Source organism: Asanoa hainanensis (assembly GCF_900188485.1).
Lineage (GTDB): Bacteria > Actinomycetota > Actinomycetes > Mycobacteriales > Micromonosporaceae > Asanoa > Asanoa hainanensis.
The window spans coordinates 293,440-317,991 of the sequence record NZ_FZPH01000010.1; the positions used below are offsets into that span (position 1 = coordinate 293,440).

General features: G+C 71.6%; 24 protein-coding genes. 10 read left to right on the forward strand and 14 right to left on the reverse strand.

The genetic code is table 11. The features are described 5' to 3' along the window. Positions 1-38 precede the first annotated feature (38 nt). The 3 genes from CHC05_RS24465 to CHC05_RS24475 are packed head-to-tail and all read left to right on the forward strand — an operon-like array spanning position 39 to position 3,566. Positions 39-989 carry a helix-turn-helix transcriptional regulator gene (locus CHC05_RS24465; RefSeq protein WP_089252837.1) on the forward strand — a complete coding sequence of 317 codons (951 nt, stop codon included), beginning with the start codon at positions 39-41 and terminating at the stop codon, positions 987-989. Positions 990-1,000: 11 nt separating this feature from the next. Continuing rightward, on the forward strand, positions 1,001-2,116 hold the full coding sequence (locus CHC05_RS24470) for a geranylgeranyl reductase family protein (protein WP_089252727.1): 1,116 nt from the start codon (positions 1,001-1,003) through the stop codon (positions 2,114-2,116). A 19-nt stretch (positions 2,117-2,135) separates the two neighbouring features. Then, the gene (locus CHC05_RS24475; RefSeq protein ID WP_089252729.1) at positions 2,136-3,566 is read left to right on the forward strand and encodes an FAD-binding oxidoreductase; all 1,431 of its coding nucleotides are present in this window, start codon (positions 2,136-2,138) and stop codon (positions 3,564-3,566) included. Here the strand turns inward: CHC05_RS24475 and CHC05_RS24480 are convergent. Both CHC05_RS24480 and CHC05_RS24485 read right to left on the reverse strand, forming a co-directional pair. Continuing rightward, positions 3,563-4,567 carry a TAXI family TRAP transporter solute-binding subunit gene (locus CHC05_RS24480; protein WP_089252731.1) on the reverse strand — a complete coding sequence of 335 codons (1,005 nt, stop codon included), beginning with the start codon at positions 4,565-4,567 and terminating at the stop codon, positions 3,563-3,565. The two genes, CHC05_RS24475 and CHC05_RS24480, sit on opposite strands and share 4 nt — an antisense overlap. Beyond that, positions 4,564-6,600: a TRAP transporter permease gene (locus CHC05_RS24485; RefSeq protein ID WP_179266347.1), complete on the reverse strand. Its 2,037-nt coding sequence runs from the start codon at positions 6,598-6,600 to the stop codon at positions 4,564-4,566. Before CHC05_RS24485 ends, CHC05_RS24480 begins: the two co-directional genes overlap by 4 nt. 83 nt (positions 6,601-6,683) lie before the next feature. Between CHC05_RS24485 and CHC05_RS24490 the strand changes: the two genes are divergently transcribed. The 3 genes from CHC05_RS24490 (at position 6,684) to CHC05_RS24500 (ending at position 9,323) form a co-directional block, all read left to right on the forward strand. Then, positions 6,684-7,106, forward strand: a complete 423-nt coding sequence (locus tag CHC05_RS24490) for a YccF domain-containing protein (RefSeq protein WP_089252735.1) — start codon at positions 6,684-6,686, stop codon at positions 7,104-7,106. A gap of 92 nt (positions 7,107-7,198) precedes the next feature. Next, positions 7,199-8,737 (forward strand): MFS transporter, encoded by a 1,539-nt coding sequence (locus CHC05_RS24495; RefSeq protein WP_089252839.1) that lies wholly within the window; start codon positions 7,199-7,201, stop codon positions 8,735-8,737. Then, on the forward strand, positions 8,727-9,323 hold the full coding sequence (locus CHC05_RS24500; RefSeq protein WP_089252737.1) for an acyl-CoA-like ligand-binding transcription factor: 597 nt from the start codon (positions 8,727-8,729) through the stop codon (positions 9,321-9,323). Before CHC05_RS24495 ends, CHC05_RS24500 begins: the two co-directional genes overlap by 11 nt. Here CHC05_RS24500 and CHC05_RS24505 read toward each other — a convergent pair. Genes CHC05_RS24505 through CHC05_RS24525 form a run of 5 tightly spaced genes read right to left on the reverse strand, consistent with a single transcriptional unit; the run spans position 9,320 to position 13,433 of the window. Beyond that, positions 9,320-10,288 (reverse strand): quinone oxidoreductase family protein, encoded by a 969-nt coding sequence (locus tag CHC05_RS24505; protein ID WP_089252739.1) that lies wholly within the window; start codon positions 10,286-10,288, stop codon positions 9,320-9,322. The genes CHC05_RS24500 and CHC05_RS24505 overlap by 4 nt on opposite strands. Beyond that, on the reverse strand, positions 10,285-10,647 hold the full coding sequence (locus CHC05_RS24510; RefSeq protein ID WP_089252741.1) for a hypothetical protein: 363 nt from the start codon (positions 10,645-10,647) through the stop codon (positions 10,285-10,287). Before CHC05_RS24510 ends, CHC05_RS24505 begins: the two co-directional genes overlap by 4 nt. After that, positions 10,644-11,507: a DODA-type extradiol aromatic ring-opening family dioxygenase gene (locus CHC05_RS24515; RefSeq protein ID WP_089252743.1), complete on the reverse strand. Its 864-nt coding sequence runs from the start codon at positions 11,505-11,507 to the stop codon at positions 10,644-10,646. The genes CHC05_RS24510 and CHC05_RS24515 overlap by 4 nt, the downstream gene beginning before the upstream one ends. A gap of 10 nt (positions 11,508-11,517) precedes the next feature. Then, entirely contained in the window at positions 11,518-12,303 is a 786-nt protein-coding gene (locus CHC05_RS24520; RefSeq protein WP_089252745.1) for a citryl-CoA lyase, read from the reverse strand. Beyond that, complete coding sequence (locus CHC05_RS24525) at positions 12,288-13,433, reverse strand: CaiB/BaiF CoA transferase family protein (protein WP_089252747.1); 1,146 nt, start codon at positions 13,431-13,433, stop codon at positions 12,288-12,290. The genes CHC05_RS24520 and CHC05_RS24525 overlap by 16 nt, the downstream gene beginning before the upstream one ends. A 178-nt stretch (positions 13,434-13,611) precedes the next feature. Here CHC05_RS24525 and CHC05_RS24530 point away from each other — a divergent pair, with 178 nt between their 5' ends. Both CHC05_RS24530 and CHC05_RS24535 read left to right on the forward strand, forming a co-directional pair. After that, positions 13,612-15,036 carry an amidohydrolase family protein gene (locus tag CHC05_RS24530; RefSeq protein ID WP_089252749.1) on the forward strand — a complete coding sequence of 475 codons (1,425 nt, stop codon included), beginning with the start codon at positions 13,612-13,614 and terminating at the stop codon, positions 15,034-15,036. A gap of 3 nt (positions 15,037-15,039) precedes the next feature. Beyond that, positions 15,040-15,840, forward strand: a complete 801-nt coding sequence (locus tag CHC05_RS24535; RefSeq protein ID WP_089252751.1) for an IclR family transcriptional regulator domain-containing protein — start codon at positions 15,040-15,042, stop codon at positions 15,838-15,840. A gap of 5 nt (positions 15,841-15,845) precedes the next feature. Here the strand turns inward: CHC05_RS24535 and CHC05_RS24540 are convergent, their stop codons facing one another. The 7 genes from CHC05_RS24540 to CHC05_RS24570 all read right to left on the reverse strand — a co-directional run bounded on the left by CHC05_RS24540 (position 15,846) and on the right by CHC05_RS24570 (position 22,282). Further along, a complete protein-coding gene (locus CHC05_RS24540) occupies positions 15,846-16,991 on the reverse strand; it encodes a TolB family protein (RefSeq protein WP_089252753.1) in 1,146 nt (381 codons plus the stop codon). Then, positions 16,984-17,538 carry a SigE family RNA polymerase sigma factor gene (locus tag CHC05_RS24545; protein WP_089252755.1) on the reverse strand — a complete coding sequence of 185 codons (555 nt, stop codon included), beginning with the start codon at positions 17,536-17,538 and terminating at the stop codon, positions 16,984-16,986. Before CHC05_RS24545 ends, CHC05_RS24540 begins: the two co-directional genes overlap by 8 nt. 79 nt (positions 17,539-17,617) lie before the next feature. Beyond that, entirely contained in the window at positions 17,618-19,147 is a 1,530-nt protein-coding gene (locus CHC05_RS24550) for a dolichyl-phosphate-mannose--protein mannosyltransferase (protein WP_089252757.1), read from the reverse strand. 16 nt (positions 19,148-19,163) lie between these two features. Then, positions 19,164-19,439, reverse strand: a complete 276-nt coding sequence (locus tag CHC05_RS24555) for a hypothetical protein (protein WP_144022746.1) — start codon at positions 19,437-19,439, stop codon at positions 19,164-19,166. Between the two features lie 36 nt (positions 19,440-19,475). Continuing rightward, entirely contained in the window at positions 19,476-19,952 is a 477-nt protein-coding gene (locus CHC05_RS24560) for a MarR family transcriptional regulator (RefSeq protein WP_089252761.1), read from the reverse strand. A 9-nt stretch (positions 19,953-19,961) separates the two neighbouring features. After that, positions 19,962-21,695 carry an NAD-binding protein gene (locus tag CHC05_RS24565; protein ID WP_179266348.1) on the reverse strand — a complete coding sequence of 578 codons (1,734 nt, stop codon included), beginning with the start codon at positions 21,693-21,695 and terminating at the stop codon, positions 19,962-19,964. A gap of 14 nt (positions 21,696-21,709) precedes the next feature. Continuing rightward, positions 21,710-22,282, reverse strand: coding sequence for an RNA 2'-phosphotransferase (locus CHC05_RS24570; RefSeq protein WP_089252765.1), 573 nt, complete (start codon positions 22,280-22,282; stop codon positions 21,710-21,712). Positions 22,283-22,372: 90 nt separating this feature from the next. Between CHC05_RS24570 and CHC05_RS24575 the strand changes: the two genes are divergently transcribed. Continuing rightward, positions 22,373-24,082, forward strand: a complete 1,710-nt coding sequence (locus CHC05_RS24575; RefSeq protein ID WP_089252767.1) for a hypothetical protein — start codon at positions 22,373-22,375, stop codon at positions 24,080-24,082. A gap of 233 nt (positions 24,083-24,315) precedes the next feature. Then, a partial coding sequence (locus CHC05_RS24580; protein ID WP_144022747.1) for a transposase occupies positions 24,316-24,552 on the forward strand: 237 nt, incomplete at its 3' end.

Below are 24,552 nucleotides of genomic sequence, written 5' to 3' on the forward strand. Positions count from 1 at the left end.
TCAGCCACGGTCCTAGTTCATAGGGCATGATGAGTGCCGTGACGGACACGCCAGGTCGACTACTCCGCCTGTTGTCCCTGCTCCAGATGCCGCGCGAGTGGCCCGGGAGCGAGCTCGCCGCACGCCTCGGCGTCAGTCAGCGCACCGTGCGCCGCGACATCGAGCGGCTGCGCGAGCTTGGCTACCCGGTCGAGGCCACTATGGGGGCCGGCGGTGGTTACCGGCTCGCCGCCGGCGCCGCCATGCCACCCCTGCTGCTCGACGACGACGAGGCCGTGGCGATCGCCGTCGGGCTGCGGACCACCGCGCGCCAGCCCGTTGCCGGCATCGCCGACGCGTCCGTGCGGGCGCTGGCCAAGCTTCAGCAGGTGTTGCCCACCCGGTTGCGGCAACGCGTCGGCGTGTTGACCGCCGCGACCGCGCCCGCCGACACCGCGTTGGTCGACCCCGAGCAGCTCACCGCGCTGGCGGCCGCGGCGGCCAGCAACGAGCGGGTCAACTTCGACTACCGCGACCAGGACGGCATTCCCACCCAGCGGCTCGTCGAGCCGCACCGGCTGGTGATGACCGGGCGCCGCTGGTACCTGGTCGGCTACGACAACGAGCGCCACGACTGGCGTACGTTTCGCGCCGATCGGATCGACAACACCAAGTCCACGGGGGTGCGCGTGCCGCCGCGCGAGCTTCCGGTCGACGACGCTGCCGCGTTCGTGACGAGCCAGCTTCACGACCTCGCGCCCGTGTACGCGGCATCGGCGATCATCCAGCTTTCGGCGGAGCAGGCGGCCAGCCGGCTCGGCGACGCCGCCGGCACCCTGGAGCCGCTGGACGCGCACTCCTGTCGATGGATCAGCCCGGACGACACGGTCGACTGGCTGGCCTTCCGGCTGACCTCGCTCGGCTGCGACTTCACCGTGCACGAGCCCGTCGAGCTGGTCGACCACCTGCGGCGGGTCGGCGCGCGGATCGCCCGGGCGACGGCCGGTTAGAATTTTCGATCATGACGGCGTGGGACGTGGCGATCATCGGCGGCGGCCCGGCCGGCCTCTCGGCCGCGTACGAGGCGGCCCGGGCCGGCGCCCGCACGCTGGTCGTCGAGAAGGCGGTGCACCCGCGTTACAAGACCTGCGGCGGTGGCCTGATCGGCACCAGCATCGGCCAGGTGGAGGGGCGCATCGCGATCCCGGCCGCGGACCGCACCGAGACGATGGCGGTCACCCTCGACGGGCGGCGGGAGTTCGTCCGCACCTCGGTCGACGGGCCGGTGCTCGCGATGGTGCGGCGCGCGGAGTTCGACGACCAGTTGCGGGCCGCAGCGGCCGACGCGGGCGCCGAGGTGCGGCAGGGCGTCGGAGTGCGGGGCATCGACCAGGACTCCGCTGGCGTACGCCTGCGCCTGGCCGACGGTTCCGAGGTGTCCGCGCGGACCGTGGTCGGTGCCGACGGATCCTCCGGGGTCACCGCGCGGCACGTCGGCGTCGACTACAGCCAGGTGGACCTCGGCCTCGAGGTCGAGGTGCCGATCCCGACGGACCTCCGTCCACAGTGGCGCGGCCGGGTGCTGCTCGACTGGGGTCCGATTCCCGGCTCGTACGGCTGGGTCTTCCCGAAGGACGACACGCTGACGGTCGGCGTCATCGCCGCGCGCGGCAGTGGCGACCGGACCAAGATCTACCTGAAGGCGCTCGTCGACCGGTTCGGGCTCGGTGGGATCACCCCGATCGAGGACTCCGGGCATCTGACCCGGGTACGCGCGCCCGACTCACCTCTGCGGAAAGGCCGGGTGATCGTCGCGGGTGACGCCGCCGGGTTGCTCGAACCGTGGACCCGCGAGGGAATCAGCTTTGCGACACGGTCGGGCGCGATCGCCGGCCGGCACGCCGGCAGCGGCGACCTGGACGCCTACGAAGCCGCGATCGAAGCGGCGCTTGGTGCCGAAATGCGGGCCGGACGGCGGTTGATGGCGACTTTTACCAAGCGCCCCTGGGCGTTCCATGCGGTCTTGGCGAGCCCGGCTGGTTGGCGTATGTTCCGGCGGTGGTGTCGTGGCGAGACCACCTTCGATGCACTCATCGAAAAGCTACCCGTGAAAGTCGCCCTGGCCCTGCTGAGTTGACGGGCCGCCGCATCCGGAGGTGACCGTGGAGCCCGACTGGTCGGCGTTGCGCAACCACATTCGGGGCGAGGTGGTGCTGCCCGCGGATGCCGGTTACGAGGCGGTCCGCCGGCCCGCGATCGCCCGCTTCCACCACGTGCGACCGCAGGCCGTGGTGCAGTGCGCGGCCGACGCCGACGTGGCGGTCGCGCTCGCCTTCGCCCGCTCGGCCGGGTTGCCGTTCGCGGTGCGCGGTGGCGGGCACGCCTTCGAGGGCGGCTCGTCGACCGAGGGCATGGTGCTCGACCTGAGCCGGATCGACGGAGTGTCCCTCGTGGAGGGCGCGAGCAACGGCAACGGAGACCGCCCCGACCGGCTCGTGCGGGTCGGCGCCGGCGCTCGGCTCGGTCCGATCTACGACACGCTTGCCCCGGCCGGGGTGACCATCCCCGCCGGTTGCGGGCCGGCGGTCGGCGTCGCCGGCCTCACCCTCGGCGGCGGGCTCGGAGTGCTCGGCCGCGCCCACGGGCTGACCAGTGACGCGCTGCGCGCGGCCCGGGTGGTGCTCGGTGACGGCCGCATCGTCGACTGCGACGACGAGCTCGAGCCCGAGCTGTTCTGGGCGCTGCGCGGCGGCGGCAACGGCACGATCGGCGTAGTCACCTCGCTGGTGTTCGCGTCGGTCCCGGCGCCGGCGATGACCTCGTTCCACTTCACCTGGGAGCCGGAGCACCTGCCGGCCGTGCTGGCCGCGTGGCAGCTGTGGGCGCCGGCCGCGCCCGACACGATGGCCGCCAGCCTGGTGGTGTCCACCCCGGCCGACCCGGCTCTGATGCCGGTCACCAGCTTCTTCGGCGCGGCGCACGGCACCGAGGAGGCCGACGTCGCGCTGCTCGAGGAGTTCGTCGACCGGGTCGGCGAGCCGGCCGCGACGCAGACCCACCAGCGCGCGCCGCACCGGGAGACGAAGCGGGTGCTGGCCGATCTCGACGTGCACGGGGTGCCGCGTCGGGCGGACGCGCACGCGTACAGCCGATCGGAGTTCTTCGCCCGTCCGCTCGACGGCGAGACCCTCGAGGCGCTCGTCGCGCTGCTGACCACCGACCGGCGGCCGGGGGAGGAGCGCGAGCTGGACTTCACGCCGTGGGCCGGCGCCTACAACCGGGTCGCGCCCAGCGCCACGGCGTTCCCGCACCGCTCCGAGCGGTTCCTGCTCAAGCAGAGTGCGGCGGTGGCGGCCGAGGCCGAGGCGGACGACCGGGTGGCGGCCCGGGACTGGCTCGACCGGTCGTGGCAGCTGACCCACCCGGCCGGCACCGGCGGCGTCTACGCGAACTTCCCGGACCCGTTGCTCGACAACCCGGCGCGCGCCTACTTCGGGGGCAACGCCGACCGGCTGCGCGACGCCGTCCGGGCGTACGACCCGGACGGCGTCTTCGGCTTCCTGGCGGGCACCGGCGCGACCGCCTAGGCGGGAGCACCCAGGTCGGTCAGGGCCTTGTCGGCTCCGCGGTGCAGGGTGACCGGGTCCGTCTGGCGGGCCGTTTCGAGGCTGATCTCCTTGGCCGCCGCGTTGGCCTGTTCGAGTTGCGGCTTGCGGTCGAAGAGGGCCTTGGTCAGCACGCAGGCGACGTTGGCGTCCAGGTCGTCCTTCACCAGCAGCAGGTTCGGCACCACGATGGTCTTCGCGTCGGCCGCCAGGGCGTAGGTGGCCGCCGGGATCGCGCCCGCCTCGTACGCCGGACTGACCTCGTTCATCTTCGGCAGCAGCGGGGTGATGTCGACGAACGCCACCTGGTCGCCGCTGGTGGTGAACAGGTCGGTGATGCCCGGCGTCGGCAGCCCGCCCGACCAGAACATCGCGTCGATCGAGCCGTCCTTCATGCCGTCGACGGTCTTCTGGAGGTCGAGCCGCTGTGCCTTGACGTCCTTGGCCGGGTCGAGGCCGGCCGACTGGAGCAGCCGGTTGGCGATGACCTCGGTGCCGGACTTCGGCGAGCCGGTGGAGACCGCCTTGCCACGCATGTCGGCGACGCTGGTGATGCCGGCGTCCTTGCGCGCGACGACCTGGGTGTAGTTGGTGTAGATCCGCGACAGCGCCTGGATCGGCTGCGGCGCGGTGAAGCTGCCCTTGCCCTGCACGGCGTCGGCGGCGGTGTCGGCCAACGAGAAAGCCACCTGGTACGTGCCGCCCACGAGCTGCTGGATGTTCTGCACGGACGCGCCGGTCTCGGCCGCGGTGCCCTTCACCTTCTGGTTGGTCGCGGCGGCGAGTTGCTCCGCGTACGCGTTGCCGAGCGCGAAATAGACGCCGGTCGAGTTGCCGGTCGCGATCCCGATCCGGGTGTCCGTGGTGACCTCGCAGCTCACGTCGCCGCCGGTGTCGGTGCCGGCGACGTCCTGCCGCCCACCACAGCCGGCCAACGCGACACCGAGGCCGAGGGCGAGGGTGGCGGACCATACGCATCTCATGTGGACTCCTTTTCGAGAGGGGCCGGCTCGGCCGGTGATTCGTCGGTGGAAGCAGAGCCTGTGTCGGCCCGTCGCTGCCAGGCGACCAGCGCGACGGTGCCGAGCAGTAGGGCGGCCGCGACGCTGATCGAGATCGGGTGCAGGTAGAGCAGCAGCAGGCCGGCGAGCCCGGCCAGCACCCGCGGGACCGTGGTGGCCCGGCCGACGCCGAGCAGCCAGCCGCCGGAGGCGACGGCCAGGGCCGCGACGGCGACGCAGGCGGCCACCGTGGTCCACACGATGCCCAGCCAGGGTCCCCGGGCCAGCAGGTATTCACCCGGCCCGGTCAGCACGAACGCGATCGGCACCAGGAACGCCGGCAGGGCGTACTTCAGTGCCTGCCACATCGTGGGCACCGTGCGCCCGCCGGTGATCGCGGCCGCGCCCACCGCCGCCAGTGCGGTCGGCGGGGTGACCTCGGAGAGCACCGAGTAGTAGAAGACGAACATCGCCGCGGCCGGGGCCGGCACGTCGAGGGCCAGCAGCGCCGGGCCGATGATGACCCAGCCGATGATGAACGAGGCCGTCACCGGCACCGCGAGGCCGAGCAGCGCGAGCGCCACCGCCGCGAGCACCACGGTCAGGGCCAGCACCACGGTGCGGTTGTCGGCCAGCGCCTCGGCCGCGCGCACGAGCAGCGAGGCGAGCTGGGCGCCCAGGCCGGTCTTCGTGGTGATCGCGGTGATGATGCCGGCCGCCGCGCAGACCGCCGCCACCGGCAGCACGCCGCGTACGCCGTTGGCCAGGGCCTCGAACAGCCGGCGCGGTGTGAGTGCGTTCGGGCGGTCCAGGAACGACAGCAGGAACGCGAGCGCGGTCGCGTAGACCACCGCCTTCGTCGCGGACAGGCCGACGGCGAGCAGCACGACGATGACGACGAGCGAGGAGAAGTGGTAGCCGAAGCGGGCCAGCAGCCGCCACGCCGACGGCACCTCCAGGTCGACCGGGCGCACCCGGAACCGGCGGGCGTCGATCTCGACCGCGAGCAGGATGCCGAGGTAGTAGAGGACCGTCGGAATCATCGCCCAGCCCAGCACGACCAGGTACGAGACCTCGAGATATTCGGCCACGATGAAGGCGGCCGCGCCCAGGGTCGGCGGTGACAGGATCGCGCCGACGCCGGCCGCCGCGAGCATGCCGCCCGCCTGTTCCGCCGGGTAGCCCGCGCGGCGCAGGATCGGCCAGGTGACCGCGCCGACGCTGACCGCGGTCGCGGTGCCCGAGCCGGACACGGTGCCGAGCAGGAAACCGGACGCCACCGCGGTGCGGCCGGCGGCGCTGCGGGACCGCCGGAACGCGGCGACCGAGAGGTTGACGAAGAACCGGCCCGCTCCGGACAGGTCGAGCACGGCGCCGTAGATGGTGAACAGCACGACGTAGGACGCGGCCACGTCGAGCGGGGTGCCGTAGAAGCCGCTGCCGGAGTTGTAGAGCGCGTCGACGATCTGGTCGAAGTCGAGCCCCGCGTGCGCGATCGACCAGCTCTGCGGCAGCAGCCCGCCGTAGTAGCCGTACGCCAGGAACATGAGGCAGACGACCGGCAGCACCCAGCCCGTGGTGCGCCGGCACGCCTCCACCACGAGCACGAGCAGCACCGCGCCCATCGCGACGTCGGTGGGTTCGAGCAGGCCCTGCCGGTCGAGGAACGCGTTGTAGCCGCCGAGCACGGGATACAGGCACACGCCGAGGGTCAGCGCGGCGAGCACCCAGTCGAGGACCGTCGGCCGGTCGTGCAGCCGGTCGCGCCAACCGCTGCGGTACGCGAGGAAGACCAGCGGCAGCGTGCCGGCCAGGAAGATGATCAGGTAGTACTGGCTGCCCTGCGGCAACGGGCGGAAGACCTGGACCAGCACGAGCACGGCGACCGCGAACGCGACGACCGCGACGGCCAAGCCGATCCGGCCGGTCAGGACCCGGGCGGGCCGTTCCTCGTCGTCGAAGGCAAATATCGCCATAGTGGACGCTGGTTTGATCGGCGGTTGTGCATCCGACATGTCCGGACCCTACTACGACATCGAACTATGTACATATTCCGATGCACGTCCGAGGGGCGCGGTCGGGGGCGCATGATGTGAGGATGATCCGCTTTATTCTGAACGTCCTCTGGCTGATCTTCGGTAGCGGAATCGTGCTGGCCCTGGTCTACGGACTGGCGGCTCTGATCTGTTTCGCGCTGATTGTAACGATTCCGTTCGGTATCGCCGCGCTGCGCCTGGCCAACTACTCACTCTGGCCCTTCGGTCGCACTCTGGTCACCAGGCCGACGTCAGGTGTCGCGAGCGACATCGGCAACGTGATCTGGGCGATCGTGGCCGGCTGGTGGCTGGCCCTGACGCACGTCGTCCAGGGCGTCGCGCAGTGCCTGACGATCATCGGCATCCCGTTCGGCATCGCCAACTTCAAGCTGGTGCCGGCCGCGTTCTGGCCGCTCGGCCGCCAGATCGTCGAGATCCCGGACTCGCAGCCCCAGTGGCACACGCCGCGGGTGTCGCCTGCCTGAGCGGAAACTGAGAGGCGCTACGACTTGACGGCTTCTCGAATGTAGGAGTTACTCTCATTTGAGAGAAACTTCTACGTTCGGGGGTGGTCGGGTTGCCGACGTCTCGTTCCAGCCGATGGCTAGCGCTCGCGGCGCTGGCCGTCGCGATGCTCACCATCGGTCTCGACACCACGGTGCTCACCGTCGCGGTGCCGACCCTCGCGGTCGACCTCGACGCGTCGAACGCCCAACTTCAGTGGTTCGCCTCGGCCTACACGCTGGTCCTCGCCGCGGTGCTGCTGCCGGCGGGCTCGCTCGGCGACCGCTTCGGCCGCAAGCGCTTCCTGCTCGGCGCGCTGGTGCTGTTCGGAGCCGCGTCGGTGCTCTGCGCCTATGCGGGCAGCGCCGAGACGCTGATCGCCGCCCGCGCCGCCCTCGGCCTCGGCGCCGCGATCATGATGCCGCTGTCGATGGCCGTGTTGCCGGTGCTGTTCCCGGACAGCCGCGAGCGCGGCCGGGCCCTGACCATCTGGGTCACTTCGACCGCGATCGGCCTGCCCCTCGGCCCGATCCTCGGCGGCTGGCTGCTCGACCACTTCTGGTGGGGATCGATCTTTCTGATCAACGTGCCGCTGGTGCTGGTCGGCCTGATCGCCGTGGCGCTGTTCGTGCCCGAGTCCCGGGGCAACGACTCCCGCCCGATCGACCTGCCCGGCATCCTGCTCTCCTCCGCCGGACTGCTCGGGCTCACCTACGGCTTCATCCGGATCGGCCAGGACGGTTGGTCCGACCTCGGTGACTGGGGGCTGGTCGCCGACGGGTTCGCCCTGCTGGGCCTGTTCGTCGCCCGCCAACGCCGCGCGGCGTACCCCTTGATCGATCTGGCTCTGTTCCGCAGCCGCGGCTTCACCCTCGGGTCGGGCCTGGCCACGGTGATCAACTTCGCGATGTTCGGGCTGCTCTTCCTGGTGCCGCAGTTCCTCCAGGCGGTCGGCGGCAACGACGCGTTCGGCACGGGGGTGCGGATGTTGCCGTTGATCGGCGGCCTGCTGGTCGGCACCCGGGTCGGTGGTCGGTTGGGCCGCACGCTCGGCGCGGGCTCCCTGATCGGCACGGGGTTCGTGCTGCTCACGGTGGCGCTGGGATTGGGCGCGATGACCACCACCAGCACCGGGTACGGGTGGACGGCCACCTGGATCGCGCTGCTCGGCATGGGGATGGGGCTGGCGATGCCGGCGACCATGGGTGCCGCGATGGACGCGCTCTCGGTCGAGCGGGCGGGCTCCGGCTCGGCGGTGATCCAGGCGCTGCGCCAGGCCGGCGGCACGATCGGCGTCGCGGTGCTCGGCACGGTGCTCAGCGCCGGCTACCAGTCGGGACTCGGGAGTGCGGCGGTCAAGCCGGTCTCCGACAGCGTCGCGGCCGGGGTCGCCGTCGCCTCAGCAAGGAGCGACTCGGCGTTGCTGGACACCGTACGCACGGCGTTCGTCAGCGGGATGAACCAGACGCTGTGGGTCTGTGTCGGGTTCTGCGCGCTGGCCGCCGCGATCGCGTTCTGGCTGCTGCCGCGCCGGCCCGCCGCACCGGCCCAGCCCGAGCGGCTGCCGGTGCCCGGCCCGGCTCCGGTGACAGAATCAGTGCATGCCGGCTGAACAAGAGGTGGGGCTCGGGCTCCGCGAGCGCAAGAAGCTGCGGACCCGGGCCACCATCCGCGAACAGGCGATGCGGCTGTTCGCCGAGAAGGGCTACGGCGAGACGACCGTCGAGCAGATCGCGGAGGCCGCCGAGATCTCGCCGAGCACGTTCTTCCGGTACTTCCCGTCGAAGGAACAGCTCGTCCTGGTCGACGACCTTGACCCGATCATGATCCGGTCGTTCCAGGAGCAGCCGGCCGACCTGCCCGTGCTGACCGCGTTGCGCCGGTCGATGGAGCGGGCCTTCACCGACATGAGCCCCGAGCAGTTCGACCGGGAGCAGGCGCGGCAGAAGCTGATTCGCTCGGTGCCGGAGCTCCGCGCCGCCCAGCTCGACGAGCTGCAACGGACGATCAAGATGCTCGCGGACGGCGTCGCCGAGCGGTTGGGCCGTCCGGCGGGCGACATCGAGAGCCGGGCGTTCGCGGGCGCGGTGGTCGGCACGATCCTGGGCGTCCTGGACGACGAGCACGTCTTCTCGCTGGACCGGATGGGCCGCGCCCTCGACCTCTTCGAGGCCGGCTTCCCGTTCGACAAGAGCTAGACGGTCAGGACGATTCGGCCGGGTACGTTGCCGGTGGCCTGGCGGTGCCAGGCGTCGGCGATCTGCACCAGCGGCACGGCCTCGTACGCGACCGTGAGCCGACCCGCGGCGACGTGGGCCGCGAGGTCGCTGACCGTGCGGGCCTGCTGCGCCGGCGTCAGCTCGCTGTTGGTGTAGCCGAGCACCCGCAGCGACCGGCTGCGGATGGTCGCCGAGTGCAACGGCGCGACCTCGTCGGCGGCGCTGCCCAGGTTGACCAGGCGGCCGCCGACACCGAGTACCCGCAGGGCCGCCGCGGCCGCCACGCCGAAGATCGGGTCGAGCACCAGGTCGACCGGGCCGTCGGCGGCGTCGCCCAGGCGGCGGGTCAGCGTGGCGACGTCGTCGTCCTGGTGCACGGCCACGACCCCGTCGGCGCCGGCCCGGTGTGCACGCTCTTGCGCGGCGGTGGACCGGGCGGCGGCGAGCACCCGGCGGGCACCGTGCAGCTTGGCGATCTGGATCGCCGCCTGGCCGACCACGCCGCCGGCGCCGAGCACCAGCACCTGCTCGCCGGCGGCCAGCTCGCCACGGCCGGTCAACGCGTGCCATGCCGCCACCGCCGATAGCCCCAGCGCGGCGACCAGGTAGTGGTCGACGCCCTCCGGCAGCACCGCCATGTCGGTGTGCGGCACCACCGCGTGCTCGGCCATGCTGCCGTCGCCCGGCTTCATGCCCGCGTCGGTGGGGAACCAGACGGGCGTGCCGTCGGCGAGCCGGCCGACACCCTGGACGCCGGGCACGTACGGGCTGGCCGGCACGCCGAAGTACGAGGTGCCGGACGCGCACAGCAGGTCGAGCGGCGTGATCGGCGCCGCGGTGACCGCGACCCGGACCTGCCCCTCGCCGGCCAGCGGCACGGCCCGCTCGACCACCCGCGGCGGCCGGCCGGGAGGGTCGACCACGGCGGCCCGCTGGACGCTCATGTCGCGATGTCGGGGTAGGGCAGGTTGAAATGGGCGAGCCGGGCCGCGTACTCCTTCTGGAAGGCCAACGGCTCGGCGTAGTCGCGCTCGAACAGCGCGATGAACAGCGTCAGCGTCAGGAACGGGTGGGCACCGAGCTCGAACAGCTTCACGTAGTCGTGTGTGGACAGTGCCGACCGCTCGACGTCGTCGAAGCGCTGCCAGGTGCTGTTCTCCCCGCTGTGGCTGTTGAGCAGCGAGTTGGCGAGCTCCGCCTCCCACCAGGTCACCGTGCCGGCGGGGTCCGACCGGTAACGCTCGACCAGTTCGGGGTCGCGGTCGACGGTGAACAGGAACTTGTCCAAGAGGTAGCGACTCATGCCGGCGCTCCGTTCGGGTACCAGGTGAAGTAGGCCTCCATCGTGTGGAACAGGTCCAGCGAGTCGACGTAGTCGGCCTTCCGGCCGGCGCCGGCGGCGCCCATCATCAGCATGAAGTCCATGAAGCCGTGCGTGGCGTTGCCCGGCGCGTGCAGGCTGTCCAGCGTCACCTCGGCCAGGGCACCGTCCAGGTCACCGTTGGCGATCCACTCGATCGCCCGCCGGTCGAACTCGGGGTCGGGGCCGTGTGGGCCGAACTGGCGCGGGCCGCCGAGCTCCAGCGACAGGTGGCCGGTGCCGATGATGGCCACCCGCAGCTCGTTGGGCCACGACTCGACCAGCTCGCGGATCGTCTGTCCGAGCTGGACGAAGCGCTTCGGCTGCGGCAGCGGCGGGGCGAAGATGTTCGTGTAGATCGGCACGATCGGCAGGTCGGCCTCCGGCCGCAGCGTGATGATCGGGCAGGTGATGCTGTGGTCGATCCGCAGCTCGTTGCTGAACGCCAGGTCGAAGCCCGCGTCGAGGCCGGCGCGCAGAATGTGCCCGGACAGGTCCTCCTGCCCGCGCAGCAGCATCTTCGGCAGCCCGAACTCGCGTTCCTCGTTGTGCCAGTTCGCGTCGTAGAACGGCGCCTTGCCGACCAGGAACTGCGGCATGTTGTCGAGCCAGAGCTGGTGGAAGTGGTCGGAGCCGACCATCACCAGCACGTCCGGGTTGGCCCGGGTCAGCGTCTCCCGGAAGGCCAGGATCTTGCGCGTCCACTCGTCGGCGAACGGCGGCCGGTCGGCGCCGGTCGCGGTGCTCGCGCGGTAGTAGAACGGGTGATGGGTGGAGGCGATGACCGCGACGACGTTGGCCATGCCGCTCCTCTCAGTCTCTCGGTGTGTAGTGGGCGTGCCGGTCGACGGTGGTGTAGACGTCCATGCCGATCGGGTCGCGTTTCTCTTCTGCGAGGTGGCCGAGCAGGCCGGCGGCGCGGGCCAGCAACGCGAAGCCGCGCAGCAGGTCGACCGGCAGGCCGAGGTCGGCGAGCGCGGCACCGGCCACGCCCGCGCCGTTGAGCGGCAGGGTGCGTCCCAGGATCTCCGGGTGTACGCGTCCGATCGCCTGGAACAGCCGCAGGTGCGGGCCCTCCAGCCCTTCCTCGCGAGCGATGCCGATCAGCACGGACGTACGCGGGTCCTGATCCTTGTGCACCGGGTGGCCGAGACCCGGAACGAACCGCTTCTCGGCGCGCGCCTGCGCGACGGCGGCCCGGGCCAACTCGTCGAAGCCAGCGTCGGTGGTCGGGACCTCCCCGCCGGCAAGCGTAAGGGCCAGGAACCGTCCACAGTCCTCGGTCACGCCGAGGAACCGGGACCCGCCGCCGAGCAGCCCGGCCGCCAGGGCGCCCTGGATCGACTCGGGCGCGCTCAGGTAGGTCAGCCGCGCGGCGATCGCGGTCGGCGTGAAGCCGTGGTCGGCCAGCGCGACCAGCACCGTCTCGAACACCCGGGTCTCCGCGGGTGTCGGGCGGCGCTGGGCCACGAGCCAGAACGCCAGCTCGCCGAAGCCGACCTTGCCCATCAGGTCGGCGGCCAGGTCCTGCCCCAGCAGCGAGATGCGGGTGGCGTCGGACGTGCCGATCGCCGTGCCGAAACTCAGCTCCTCAGCCATGCGCGGATCTCCTCACCGTGTTCGTCGAGCCCCGGCGGCGGCAGCTCGTAGCGTGGAGGCGTCGCGGAGAACGTGATCGGGTTCCGCACGCTGGGCACGGCCGCCGCACCCTCGCCGACCTCGACCACCGGCGCGAGGCCCAGCTCGGCCGCATAGTCGACGCCGCGGTCCAGGGTGTTGATCGGCGCGCACGGGACCCCGGCGGCGATCAGGTCGCGGAACCACTCGTCCTTGGTGCGGGCGCGCAGCCGCTCGACCAGCAGCGGGCGCAGTGCCTCGCGGTTGGCGGTGCGGTCCTGGTTGCGCGCGAACCGCGGGTCGTCGGTGAGCTCCGGGACGCCGAGCACCTGGCACAGCTTGCGGAACTGCCCGTCGTTGCCGGCGATCACGATCAGGTCGCCGTCGGCGGTGGGCAGCGGCTCGTACGGGAACAGGCTCGGGTGCGCGTTGCCCATCCGGAACGGCACGGTGTCACCGGCGACCACGGCGCTGCTGTGGTTGACCAGGCCCGACAGCGCCGACGAGAGCAGGTTGACCTCGATGTGCTGGCCGCGCCCGGACTCGCCCCGATGGTGCAGCGCGGCGAGGATGCCGATGTTGGCGTGCAGCCCGGCCATCACGTCGAAGACCGAGATGCCGGCCCGGTACGGCGGACCGTCGGGATCACCGGTGAGGCTCATCAGGCCGGAGATCGCCTGCACCATCAGGTCGTACCCGGGGATCGACGCGCCCGCCCCCAAGCCGAAGCCGCTGATCGACGCGTAGACGATGCCGGCGTTGCCCGCGGCCACCGTGTCGTAGTCGAGCCCGAACCGGGCGAGCCCGCCCGGCTTGAAGTTCTCGATCAGCACGTCGGCCCGCCGGGCCAGCTCGCGGGCCGCGGTCAGGTCGGCGGGGTCTCGCAGGTCCAGGGCGATCGACCGCTTGTTGCGGTTGATGCCGAGGTAGTACGTCGCGATGCCGTCGCGCACCGGTGGCATCCAGGTGCGGGTGTCGTCGCCGCCGGGGCCTTCGACCTTGACCACGTCGGCACCCAGGTCGGCGAGCAGCATGGTCGCGTAGGGACCGGCGAGGATCCGGGAGAAGTCGGCCACCAGGATCCCCTTGAGCGGCCCGTTGTTCTCCGCCACTCGCCAGCTCCCCTCAATCTGTCCGCTGTGCGGACGACTGTCCGCTCGGTTTCATCTTGGTCATGAGTTGACCCTTCGCGCAACAACCGGCACCTTGACGATTCACTGTGAACGGGCTCACAATCGCGTCGTTCAACCGGCCGCTAGGCGGACTACTGTCCGATTGGAGTGACGGCAAATGAGCGTGCTGTTTCGCAACGGCCTCGTACTGACCATGGACAACAGCCATACGGTGCTGCGCGACGCGGATGTGCTGGTGGTCGACGACAAGATCGCCGAGATAGGCCACGGCCTGACCGCGCCCGAGGGCACTGAGGAGATCGACGCCAGCGGCGGGATCATCATGCCCGGCATGATCGACACCCATCGACACATGTGGCAGACCGCGATGCGTGGCTACGGTGCCGACTGGACGCTGACCCAGTACTTCGTCTGGTACTACCTCGAGTCGGGCAAGCTGTTCCGCCCGCAGGACATCTACGCCGGCAACCTGCTCGGTGCGCTCGAGGCCATCGACGCGGGCGTGACCACCACCGTCGACTGGTCGCACGGCCTGCAGACCGTCGACCACGCCGACGCGGCCGTCGACGCGCTGGAGGCGGTCCCGGGACGGTTCGTGCTCGCCTACGGCAACATCCAGCAGGGGCCGTGGCAGTGGTCGGCCGCGCCCGAGTTCCGCGACTTCGTCAACCGCCGGCTGCACGGCAAGGGCGACATGCTCGGGTTCCAGTTGGCCTTCGACGTGCCCGGCGACCCGGCGTTCCCGGAGAAGGCGGCCTTCGAGGTGGCCCGCGACCTCGGCGTGGCGGTGACCACGCACGCCGGCGTGTGGGGCGCGACCAACGACGACGGCATCCGGATGATGTACGAGAACGGCTTCATGACGCCGCAGACCGTCTACGTGCACGCGGCGACGCTGACCGCCGACTCGTACAACCGGATCGCGGCGACCGGCGGCTCGGTGTCGGTCGCGACGGAGAGCGAGCAGAGCGCTGGCCAGGGCTACCCGCCCACCTGGCAGCTTCGCCACCACGACATCCCGGTCTCGCTGTCGAACGACACCAGCGTCTGGTGGAGCGGCGACCTGTTCTCCGCGATGCGCACCACGCTCGGCGCCGACCGGTCCCGCGAGCACATGGCGGCGCACGCCAACTCCGAGACGGTCACCCACTGCCACCTGCGGGCCGAGCAGGTCGTCGAGTACGCCACGATGGGCGGCGCCCGCGCGCTGGGGCTCGACTCGGTGGTCGGCAGCCTGGAGGCCGGTAAGAAGGCCGACGTCGTGCTGATCAAGAACGACAACTCGCCGGTGATGTTCCCGATCCTCAACGCGTACGGGCACATCGCGTTCCAGGCGCAGCGGGCCGACGTCGACACGGTCGTGGTCAACGGTCGGGTCGTCAAGCGGGCCGGCCGGCTGGTCGACGTCGATCTGGCGTCGGCGCGCAGCAAGATCACCGAGACGATCGACTACCTCGTCGGCGAGATGGGCGACGAGGCCTGGCAGAAGGGCATGTACCCGGACATCCCCGAGTCGAAGTCCGTCGACAACCCCTACCAGTACTCCGACTACGACGCCGGCTCGGCGCAATGGAAGCATTGAGGAATGGCGCGCGAGTCCGGACCTGACTTCATCGAAGCGCTGGCCCGTGGGCTCGACGTGCTCCGCTCGTTCCCGGCCGGCCAGCCCGTGCGCACGCTGAGCGATCTCGCCGGCGTGACCGGGCTGGCCCGGCCGACGGTGCGGCGGATCCTGCTCACGCTCGAAGAGCTGGGCTACGTGCGGGCCGCGGAGCGCGGCTACGCGCTGACCCCGCGGGTGCTCGAGCTCGGCATGGCGTACGTCAACTCCCTGAGTATGTGGGACGTCGCCCGGCCGCACATGGAACGCCTCGTGGCCCAGACCAACGAGTCCACCTCGATGGCCCAGCTCGACGGCGGTGACATCGTCTACGTGGCCCGGGTGGCAGTGCCGAAGATCGTGACCCTGGCGGTCAACATCGGCACCCGCTTCCCGGCGCCACCGACCTCGATGGGCCAGGTGCTGCTCGCCGCCCTGTCACCCGACGAGCTGACCGCGACGCTGGCCGAGCCGAGCCGGTCCGGCATCACGCCGCGCTGGCAGCCGACCCGCGCCGAGCTCGACCGCACGCTCCGCGAGGTGCGGGCCAAGGGTTGGGCGCTGGCCGACCAGGACCTGGCGCTGGGCATCCGCTCGGTGGCGACCAGCGTCCGCGACGGCGACGGCAAGGTGGTCGCGGCGATCAACGTAACGGTGCACGCCGCCGAGACCTCGGTGGAGCGGCTGACCGAGGAGCACCTGCCCCGCCTGCTCCGCTGCGCGGCCGACATCAGCCACGACTGGGCCCTGAAGGGCGCGGTCCCCTTGGTGGTGACCGCGCCCTAGCCGGGTTATGGCGTGTACGCCAGCAGCTGGCGCTTGGCGTTGGCGCTCGACTCGACGCTCCGGGCGACCACCCGGTCGTTGTCGTCCAGCCGCAGCAGCTCGGATCCCCGGTCGGTCTTGACCCGGGCCAGCATCCCGCCGTCGGCCGTGAACACCGCGCTGAGCAGCTCGCCCTTGAACGGGAGTTCGACGACCTTCCGGGCGGAGACGTCGATGATCGTGTCGCACCACAGGCTCCGGCCGACATCCCCGCTCGGCCCTTCGGCGGGAGCCGTGTTGACGCAGACGCGGTCGCCGTTGGCCGAGATGCCGATCAGGTCCACGTACTGGCGACCGCCGATGACGTCGCGATCCAGCGTCACCCGGTGGCCGCCTCCGTAGAGGTCGCGCACGGTGATCCTGCGCGTGTCGCCGTTCTCGTAAGCGACCCGCTTGCCGTTCGCGGACCATCGGTAGTGGCAACCCTCGGGCTCGCCCAGGTCGTCACCGGCGCCGCCGCTCAGATAGATGACGCCCATGCTCGCCCCCGCAGGAGCGTTCGAGGTGACCAGCAATCGCTTCGAGTCCCCGGACCAGACCGGCGTGGCACAAAGCGGCTCCGCGTTGGGCACCGCGAGCCGACGGTTCCCGCCGTCCAGGTCGGACAGCATGAGATCGCCGCCGGGATCGCCGGAGGACGGATCCAGGTCGACCCACATCACCCGCTTGCCGTCCGGGGACACGGTGACGTTGGCGCTGTAGCCACCGGGGTATCGGTGGCCGTTGAGGTAGATCTTGCCCTCCACATCGGTGTAGAACACCTTGCCGCGGACCCCCGGCAGGGTCGGGCTTCCCGTCGGCGAGGTGCTGGTCGTGGTGGGCATGGGTGGCGTCGGCGACGGCGGCGTCGACGTCGACGGACCTGGGGTCTCGAGCACTGTCGGCCCGATCGGCGGCGGGGTCGGGGTGTTGTGGTTCGCGGCCACGAAGCCGACCGTGGGACCGCCCACGAACAGCACCGCGCAGGCCGCGATGGACGCCGCGCCGATCCGGCGCCGGCGGCGGACCCAGTGCCGGGCCGCGGCGGTCCCGGGAGGGGTGACGTACGGCGCCACCTCGTTGCGGAACTCGCCGAACATCTGGTGCAGGCGGTCGTCGTCGAAGTCAGCCACGGTCCGCCTCCTCTTCGCTCAGTTGGGTGGCGAGCGCGGCGCGACCTCGGTGCAGCCACGACTTCACCGTGTTCTCGGAAACGCCCTCCTGCCGGGCGATATCGGCGATCGGCAGGTCGGCGAGGTAGTGCAGGATGACCGCCTTGCGCTGGTTCGGCGTCAGCGTGGCCAGCGCACGGGCCAGGGCGACCCGGTCCGGGCTCGGCTCAGCGACGTGTTGCGGCCGCTGCTGGCGGAGGAACAGGGCCGCTGTCCGCGTCCGCCGCCACCGGTTCGTGGCCAGGTTCCAGGCGACCCGGCGCACCCAGGCCGACGGGTCGTCGTAGGTCGCGAGCCGCTTCCACTGGACCAGCGCCCGGCAGAACGCTTCCTGCACGACGTCCTGCGCCCCGCCGAGATCACGGGTGTACGCGTACAGCTGGATGGTCAGTGACTGGAAGTGGGCCGAATAGAGCTCGTCGAAGTTGTGGTGCACTGGCGGCCCGATCCCGGGCACCAGCTCGAGGTCGCCCCCGTCCCGCAAGGAAACCACCGTCCCCGCATCCATCCCCGATCGCGGCCATCCCTCGTGGCTGGCCGATCGGCGACTACACGCATCGTCGCCCACCTCGGTTGCGGGGCGGGACCTAGGGATTCCAGCGGTTGCCGAGCCACATGCGGTTGGCCCAGTCGGCGTACGGGAGGAAGTCTCCGACGAAAAGCTTGTGGAAGTAGGCGAAGCAGAGCACGACCAGCACCAGGTAACCGCCGGCGGCGACCGAGCCCACCAGCCGGCGGTCGGGGTCGACGGGGTCCGCCGGGCCGATCATGGCGCCGAGCACGTAGACCACCGCCAGCACCAGGAACGGCAGGATCGGCGCGGTGTAGAAGTTGAACATGACCCGGTGCGCGTCGGCCGCGTAGTAGAACCAGGGCAGCCATCCGGCCGCGACCATCAGCAGGATCGCGCCGGGTCGCCAGTCCCGGCGGGCGACGCCGAGCCAGGCGATCGCCGCCAGTGCGGGCAGGAACGACCACCACAGCAACGGGGTGCCGAGCAGGATGATCTCCGAGACCGGGGCCTGACCCCAGGGCGCGCCCGGGTACGCCAGATGGACGGTCACCGGCTTGCCCAGCAGCAGCCACTGCCACGGCCAGGACTGGCTCGGATGCTTGTCCTGCAGCGTGGAGTGGAAGCCGAACGCCTCCTGGTGGTAGTGGATCAGGTTCTGCAGCGCGCCGATGACCGGCAGCTCGGTCTGGCCGTTGTCGGCCCGCCAGTGCCGGAAGTAGCCGTCGTCGGTGAGCAGCCAGCCGGACCAGGACGCCAGGTAGACGCCGACGATGACGAAGCCGCACAGGACCAGCCAGCCGGTCTCCTGGCGCAAGGTCTCCTGCCAGGGGCGGCTCACGCCGGCCGAGCGCCGCGCGCCGGCCTCCCACCAGAGCACCAGCAGCGCGAACACGGGCAGGAAGAACAGCGCGCTCCACTTGGTGGCCACCGCGCAGCCGAACAGGAACGCGGCGAACAGGCGCCACCAGCGCGCGCCGGTCGGTGCCGCGACGCCGGCGGCGAGCGCGTCCAGCCAGGCCCGGCGGCGCTGGTCGCGGTCGATCAGCAGGGCGCCGAACGCCGCGAGGACGAACAACAGCAGGAAGATGTCGAGCATCGCGACCCGGGACAGCACCAGGTGGAAGCCGTCCAGTGCGAGCAGCAGGCCCGCCGCGCAGCCGAGCACGGTCGAGCCGAACATCCGCCGGGCGATCCGCACCATCAGCAGCACGGACACGGTGCCGGCCAGGGCGGCCGAGAACCGCCAGCCGAACTCGGGCGCCGCGTCGAGGAGGTGGCCGGTCAGCCGCTGGTCACCGTCGACGTCGTAGTAGCCGAACGCCCACTCGCCGAGCGCGATCAGCCACTTGCCGAGGGGCGGGTGCACGACGTACGCGGGCACGTTGTCGCGGTAGTTCCACTCGACGCCCTTGGTGAGCAGGCCCCAGCCGTCTTTGGCGTAGTAGGTCTCGTCGAAGAGCTTGCCCTGCGGGTGGGCCAGGCCGGAGAACCGCAGGACGGCCGCGACCAGCACCACGAAGCCGGTCGCGTACCAGGAGGAGACGCTGCCGCGCGGCTCGAAGCGCGCAAGGCGGCGTCGGGTGATTTCGGCAGCCGCGCGCACCGCGCGATCATACGGGCTATTGCCTTGCCGTCCAGCCGCCCTCGGGTGGCTTTCGGACGACCTTGGTCAAGTCTTTCCAGATCGATCGGCCGCCGGTCGAGGCGGCCATCAGTCGATCGATCCAGGCGCGGGCCGCCCACTCCTCGTGGAAGGCCGGCCACGTGACGTCGCGGTCTTTGTCGCCGGCCCGGGCGCGGACCAGCCAGCCGGCGTCGGGGTCGCGATGGAGCCAGATGTCGCGCCGGGTGCGGTTGTCGCGGTCACCGTTCCACCATCGTCCGACCAGTTCCACGATCGACAGGCTATCGAACACCTGTTCTATTGGCAATCATGCACCCTCGGTGGCGAGCCGGCCGGCCCGGGTCGTGCGCCGGAGGAAGTCGGCGACCAGCGCCAGCTCTCGTTCGTCGTAGCCGGCGCAGATGTCGTCGACCCCGCGGCCGAGGCCGGCGTACAGCCGGACCAGCTCGGCGCTGCGGCCGCGGACCGCATGCACGCCCACCGCCCGGCGGTCCGTCGTGTCCCGTTCGCGGGTGACCCAGCCGCCGCGTTCGAGCCGGTCGAGCACGCCGGTCATCGTCGCCGGGTGCAGCCCCGCCCGGCGGGCGAGCATGGTCGGGCTCATCGGGCCCTCGCGGCTGACCAGCTCGAAGCAGTCGAGGTCGATGTCCCGGAGCTCGACGTGGGCGGCGACCTGGTGGTTGAGCAGGGACAGCTGCACCCTGAGCTCGCGGAGGGCGGCCATGATCGGGTGCGCGTGCGGCCGCCGGTGCGGGCGCGCGCCGGGGTCGTCGACCGTGCTCATCTGGCCAGCCTACGGAGAGTCACTGCCAGACGTTGGGTCGGCCGGCCTGGCCAGCAGGCGCAGCGGCTGCGGTTCCGGCAGTGGAGGTGCGTCCGGGTTCGGGCGGGTGCGGGCGAGCAGGCCGGCGAGCCCGGCCCGGGTGGCCACGACGATCAGCCGGTCGGTGCGGACCAGGCGGCGGCGCTGGGGCACCGTCCACAGTGTCTGACCGATGCGGCCCGTCCGGACCGCCACCAGGCGCACCTCGTTGGGCCGGTCGACCTCGGGGCACAGCCGGCCCTCCAGGTCCGAGCCGGCGCCGACGGGAAGCTCGGCCACCAGCAGCACCCGCCGGCCCACCGGGATCGCGTCGATCACCTCGCGGCCGAACAGCGCCGCCGCGAACGCGGGCGCGGCCAGGTAGGAGACGCTCCGGGACAGGTCGATGTCGAAGGTGCGCTTGACCCGGCGGGCGAACGCCTCGTCGTAGAGGCGCAGCACCACCCGCAGCCGACCGCCGTGCAGCGCCCGGCCGAGCAGCGCGGTCTCCAGGTTGGAGACGTCGTCGGTGGAGAGCACGAGCAGGGCCCGGGCGGTGGCCACGGACGCGGCCCGCAGCGCCTCGGCGCTGTTGCCGTTCGCGATGATCACCGGGACACCGAGCTCGCGGGCGACCGCGACGCCCCGGGCGTCGGCGGACCGGTCGACACAGACCACGTCCACGCCGAAGCCGTGCAGCTCGCGCAGCACCCGGGTGCCGACGTTGCCGAGCCCGACGATGACCACGTGGCCCGCGACCGGACGCGTCAGCGCGCCCGAGGCCAGCGCGAGCCGGGCGGTGACCACCGCCTCGACGACGAGCACGGTGACGAACGGGACCAGCGCGACCCCGGCCAGGGCGAGGGTCACGAGGACGACGTGCTCGACCCCTCCGCCGGTGACCTCGCCCTCGATGCCGCCCAGCGCGGTGACCACGGCCAGGTAGCCGGCCTCCCAGAGGTTGAGGTCGCGCAGGTGGGCCAGCAGCGCGGTGCTGGCGAAGAGCAGCGCGGCCACCCCGGCCAGCGCGTAGCGCAGCCGGCGCCGGCCGAGCACCAGCCGGGTCACCCGCAGCGGCAACCGCGCGGGCCGGGGCGCCGGCCGCGGCGGCTCGCCGTAGCGGCGGACCAGCAGCAGGTCGGCGGCTTCCGCGTCGGCCGGCAGGGTCTCCGGCTCGGCGCGGCCGTCGAGCACGGCCAGGCCGCAGACCACGTCGTCCGGGTCGGGCTGCTCGGAGCGGTGCGCGGTGACCAGGAACTCGTCGGTCAGCCGGACGTAGGTCGGCACGTCGTCACCGAGCGCCGCCGCCACGAACGCGGGCGCCGCGATCTCCGAGCCGGAGAGGACGTCGCAGTCGCCGAGCATCGCGGTCACGCCCTGGGCGAGGATCGGGTTGAACACCCGCACCACGATCCGGGCGGTCGGGTTGAGCTCGCGGACCATCATGGCGGCGTCCACGTTGGCCACGTCGTCGCGCTCGACCAGGGCGACCGCGGTCGCTTCGGTGACGCCGGCCCGCACCAGCACGTCCGGGGTGAGCCGGGCGGCGGCCACCAGCACCGGGCGCAGGTCCGGATCGCCGGTCTCCGGCTCTAGGTCGGCGATGTCGGGCGCCTGGTCGGCGTCGACGGACCGGACGATGACCGTGACCGGCACGGCGTACGTGTTGATCAGTTCGCTGGCCAACCGGCGTGCCAGCGTGTTGTCGCCCCACACGAGGAACACGCCCGGATGGTCTGTCACTCCGGTGGACGCGGCTCCAGCCGGCGGATGAACGCTGGTGGAACGTGTTCGGTCAGCCACACCCCGTTGGCGCTGCACTGGAACCGGTGTCCTGCGGCCGCCATCGCCGCCGCGTCGACCGCGAGCAGCGCCACCTCCCCGGGGCGCCGGGCGCCGACGATGCGGGCCGTGGGCACGTCGGCCGACAGGTGCACGGCGTGCCGGGCGCGCTTGACCAGCCCGTCGCGCAGGATCGCCGGCACCGCGGTGGCGGAGGTGCCGTGGAAGAGCAGCTCCGGCGGTCGCTCGTCGGACAGGCCCAGGTCGACCGCCACCGAGTGGCCCTGGCTGGCCCGGATCCGGTCGCGGCCGTCGGGGCCGGTGGACAGCGCGAACCGGCGCTTGTCGTTGCCGGCCACCACCGCGTCGAGGTCAGCGCGGGTGAGCGGGTTGCCGTGCGCGGCGAAGGCGGCGAGCAGCACGTCGACGTCGACCCAACCCTGCGCGTCGAGCGTCAACCCGAGACTGCCGGGGCGATGCCGCAACACCGCCGAGAGGCGCTTGCTGACGCGCACGTGCCGAGCATCCACGCCACCATTGTCGCCTCCGCACATGGTCACCGGCGGTCCCGGCCGAACGGATGATCATTTACGGGCGCAAGGCACGTAGCGTGTCCGGCTGTGGCATACGGGGACATCGATCCGACCAACGCCGGCGACCCGGCGAACGTTCCGCCGGCCGAGCAGCCGCCGCTAACAACGCCGCCGGCGGACGCGGCCGTGCCGGGCGAGCCTCCGCTCGCGGTGCCCCCGCCGTTGCCTCCTTTCACGTTGCCGCCACTAGCGGCGCCGCCGGCCGCGGTCACTCCGTTCGCGGCGCCACCGATCGCCGAGCCGCCCCCAGCGCCGACGGAACCAGTGCCTGCCGCGCCAGCGACCGACGTGCCGGCGCCCGACATGTCCGACACGCCGGCGGCCGACGCGCCTGCCGCGCCCGCGGTCGACCTCCCTGCGGTCGAGACGCCGGAGATGCGGCCGGTCACCGAGGACGTGGCCCCGATTGACGTGGTGCCCGCGCCGAAGCGCAAGCGCGGCCTGCTGGTCGGGCTCGTGGTCACCCTGGTGCTGGTCCTGCTCGCCGTGCCCGCGTTCCTCGTGCTCGGTTCCGGCGGCGGGGACGAGCCCGCGACCGCGGCGGCACCCTCCCCGTCCGCCACGCCGGCCGCGTCACCGACCGGTCCGCCCGCGTCGCCCAAGCCCGGCGACCCGCCGTACGTCGCGTTCGGCTGGGCGAAGGCCTCGATCTACCAGTCGCTGACCGACATGAGCACGGCGTACGAGGCCAACAACCTGGCCGGCTTCCTGAAGCCGGTCGCCGACAAGAAGCTGCGTGCTGAGCTCGAGCGGCGGTTCAAGTCACTGCGGGCGATGAAGGTGACCAACCTGCAGCTGACCGCCGACAGTGGACCGTTCGACGACAAGAAGGTCGGCGGCTGGTCCGAGTGGGGCGTCACGGTCGCGATCAACCACTGCTTCGTGGTGGCCACGTGCGAGCCCGACAGGATGCTGGTCGACACCGCCTGGCGGGACTCGCCGTCCGGCTACCGGCTGGTGAAGTGGTCCGGCGTCAAGGACCTGCGGGGGCCGCAGCCCTGGGAGGTCAGCAACCTGACGGCGGCGGTCGGCTCACGGGCCATCGTGGCGGCGCCCAAGGCGCTGGCCAGCCGGGCGCGCTCCTTCCTGCCGGCCGCCGAGCGGGCCGCGAAGATCGCCGACAAGTACGTGCTGGGCCGCAAGCCCGACCGCTACGTCATCTACCTGGCGGGCCCGAGCGACTGGAAGAAGTGGTTCGGCGGCTCCGAGGACTGGGCGATCGGCTTCGCCATCCCGGCCAGCGAGGAGCGCTCCGACATCGTGCTGCGAGCCGAGGAGATCTCCGGCGGGTACGCCGAGTCGGTGATGAAGCACGAGATGGGCCACGTGGCGACGCTGGCGGGACGCGACTACCGCGACTACAACGGCGAGAACTGGTGGCTGACCGAGGGCATCGCCGAGTACATCGAGTGGGACGGCCGCTCGGTCGGCTCGTACGACCGCAAGCTGTCGTCCCGGAAGTTCCTGCGCGAGAAGAGCTACAAGGGAGACCTGGAGAAGCTCGTCCCCGACGACGACGCGCCGGACTGGCAGATCGACGCCGCGTACGGCCTGGCCTACTACGCCACGCGGTGCGTCGCCGACCAGTACGGCCACAAGAAGCTGATGAAGTTCGCCGACCAGGTGCTCCGCAACGGCCGCCCGTCCGAGGCGGAAAGCCCGGTCATCCTCGGCGCGGACTGGAAGACCGTCAGCAAGCGCTGCCTCGCGTACACGAAGCAAAAGGTCGGCGCGTAGGGCCTGTCTCGTGGATCATGCCGGCACCCCGGCGGGCCCAGACGACGACCGACCGCACGCGGAGCCGGGCCGGATACAACACCGGTATCCGACCCACCTCCGCGCACGCCCGGACGCCGCCTGGACCTCGCCGGGGCACCACCCTGATCCACGAGACAGGCCCTAGTAGGGCTTTGTCACCCTTCGAGTGGCTGATGGTGACGGGTTCGGGTTGATGTTGGTGTCGTCGAGGAATGGACACTGCGCAGGTACGACGGCTCGGCGATGATCTGGCGGAGTATGTCGGGGATGTGTTCGCGTCGCTGAGATACGCGGGTTGGCAGGACCGGGCCGGGCATTATCTGCGTGGCCTGATGCTCGATGGTCGGCGTAAGTCGATCCAGCCGATGGCGGCCCGGTTGCGCGGGCCACACGAGCAGGCGTTGAACCATTTCGTCACGAACAGCCCGTGGGACGTGACGCCGGTGCGC

Bases quoted from the DNA above. Each gene is read 5' to 3' on its own strand.
- CHC05_RS24510 (WP_089252741.1), bottom strand. From the start codon at position 10,647: ATGAGTCGCTACCTCTTGGACAAGTTCCTGTTCACCGTCGACCGCGAC.
- CHC05_RS24545 (WP_089252755.1), bottom strand. From the start codon at position 17,538: ATGGATGCGGGGACGGTGGTTTCCTTGCGGGACGGGGGCGACCTCGAG.
- CHC05_RS24535 (WP_089252751.1), top strand. From the start codon at position 15,040: ATGGCGCGCGAGTCCGGACCTGACTTCATCGAAGCGCTGGCCCGTGGG.
- CHC05_RS24530 (WP_089252749.1), top strand. From the start codon at position 13,612: ATGAGCGTGCTGTTTCGCAACGGCCTCGTACTGACCATGGACAACAGC.
- CHC05_RS24485 (WP_179266347.1), bottom strand. From the start codon at position 6,600: ATGTCGGATGCACAACCGCCGATCAAACCAGCGTCCACTATGGCGATA.
- CHC05_RS24470 (WP_089252727.1), top strand. From the start codon at position 1,001: ATGACGGCGTGGGACGTGGCGATCATCGGCGGCGGCCCGGCCGGCCTC.
- CHC05_RS24500 (WP_089252737.1), top strand. From the start codon at position 8,727: ATGCCGGCTGAACAAGAGGTGGGGCTCGGGCTCCGCGAGCGCAAGAAG.
- CHC05_RS24515 (WP_089252743.1), bottom strand. From the start codon at position 11,507: ATGGCCAACGTCGTCGCGGTCATCGCCTCCACCCATCACCCGTTCTAC.
- CHC05_RS24560 (WP_089252761.1), bottom strand. From the start codon at position 19,952: ATGAGCACGGTCGACGACCCCGGCGCGCGCCCGCACCGGCGGCCGCAC.
- CHC05_RS24480 (WP_089252731.1), bottom strand. From the start codon at position 4,567: ATGAGATGCGTATGGTCCGCCACCCTCGCCCTCGGCCTCGGTGTCGCG.
- CHC05_RS24520 (WP_089252745.1), bottom strand. From the start codon at position 12,303: ATGGCTGAGGAGCTGAGTTTCGGCACGGCGATCGGCACGTCCGACGCC.
- CHC05_RS24505 (WP_089252739.1), bottom strand. From the start codon at position 10,288: ATGAGCGTCCAGCGGGCCGCCGTGGTCGACCCTCCCGGCCGGCCGCCG.
- CHC05_RS24490 (WP_089252735.1), top strand. From the start codon at position 6,684: ATGATCCGCTTTATTCTGAACGTCCTCTGGCTGATCTTCGGTAGCGGA.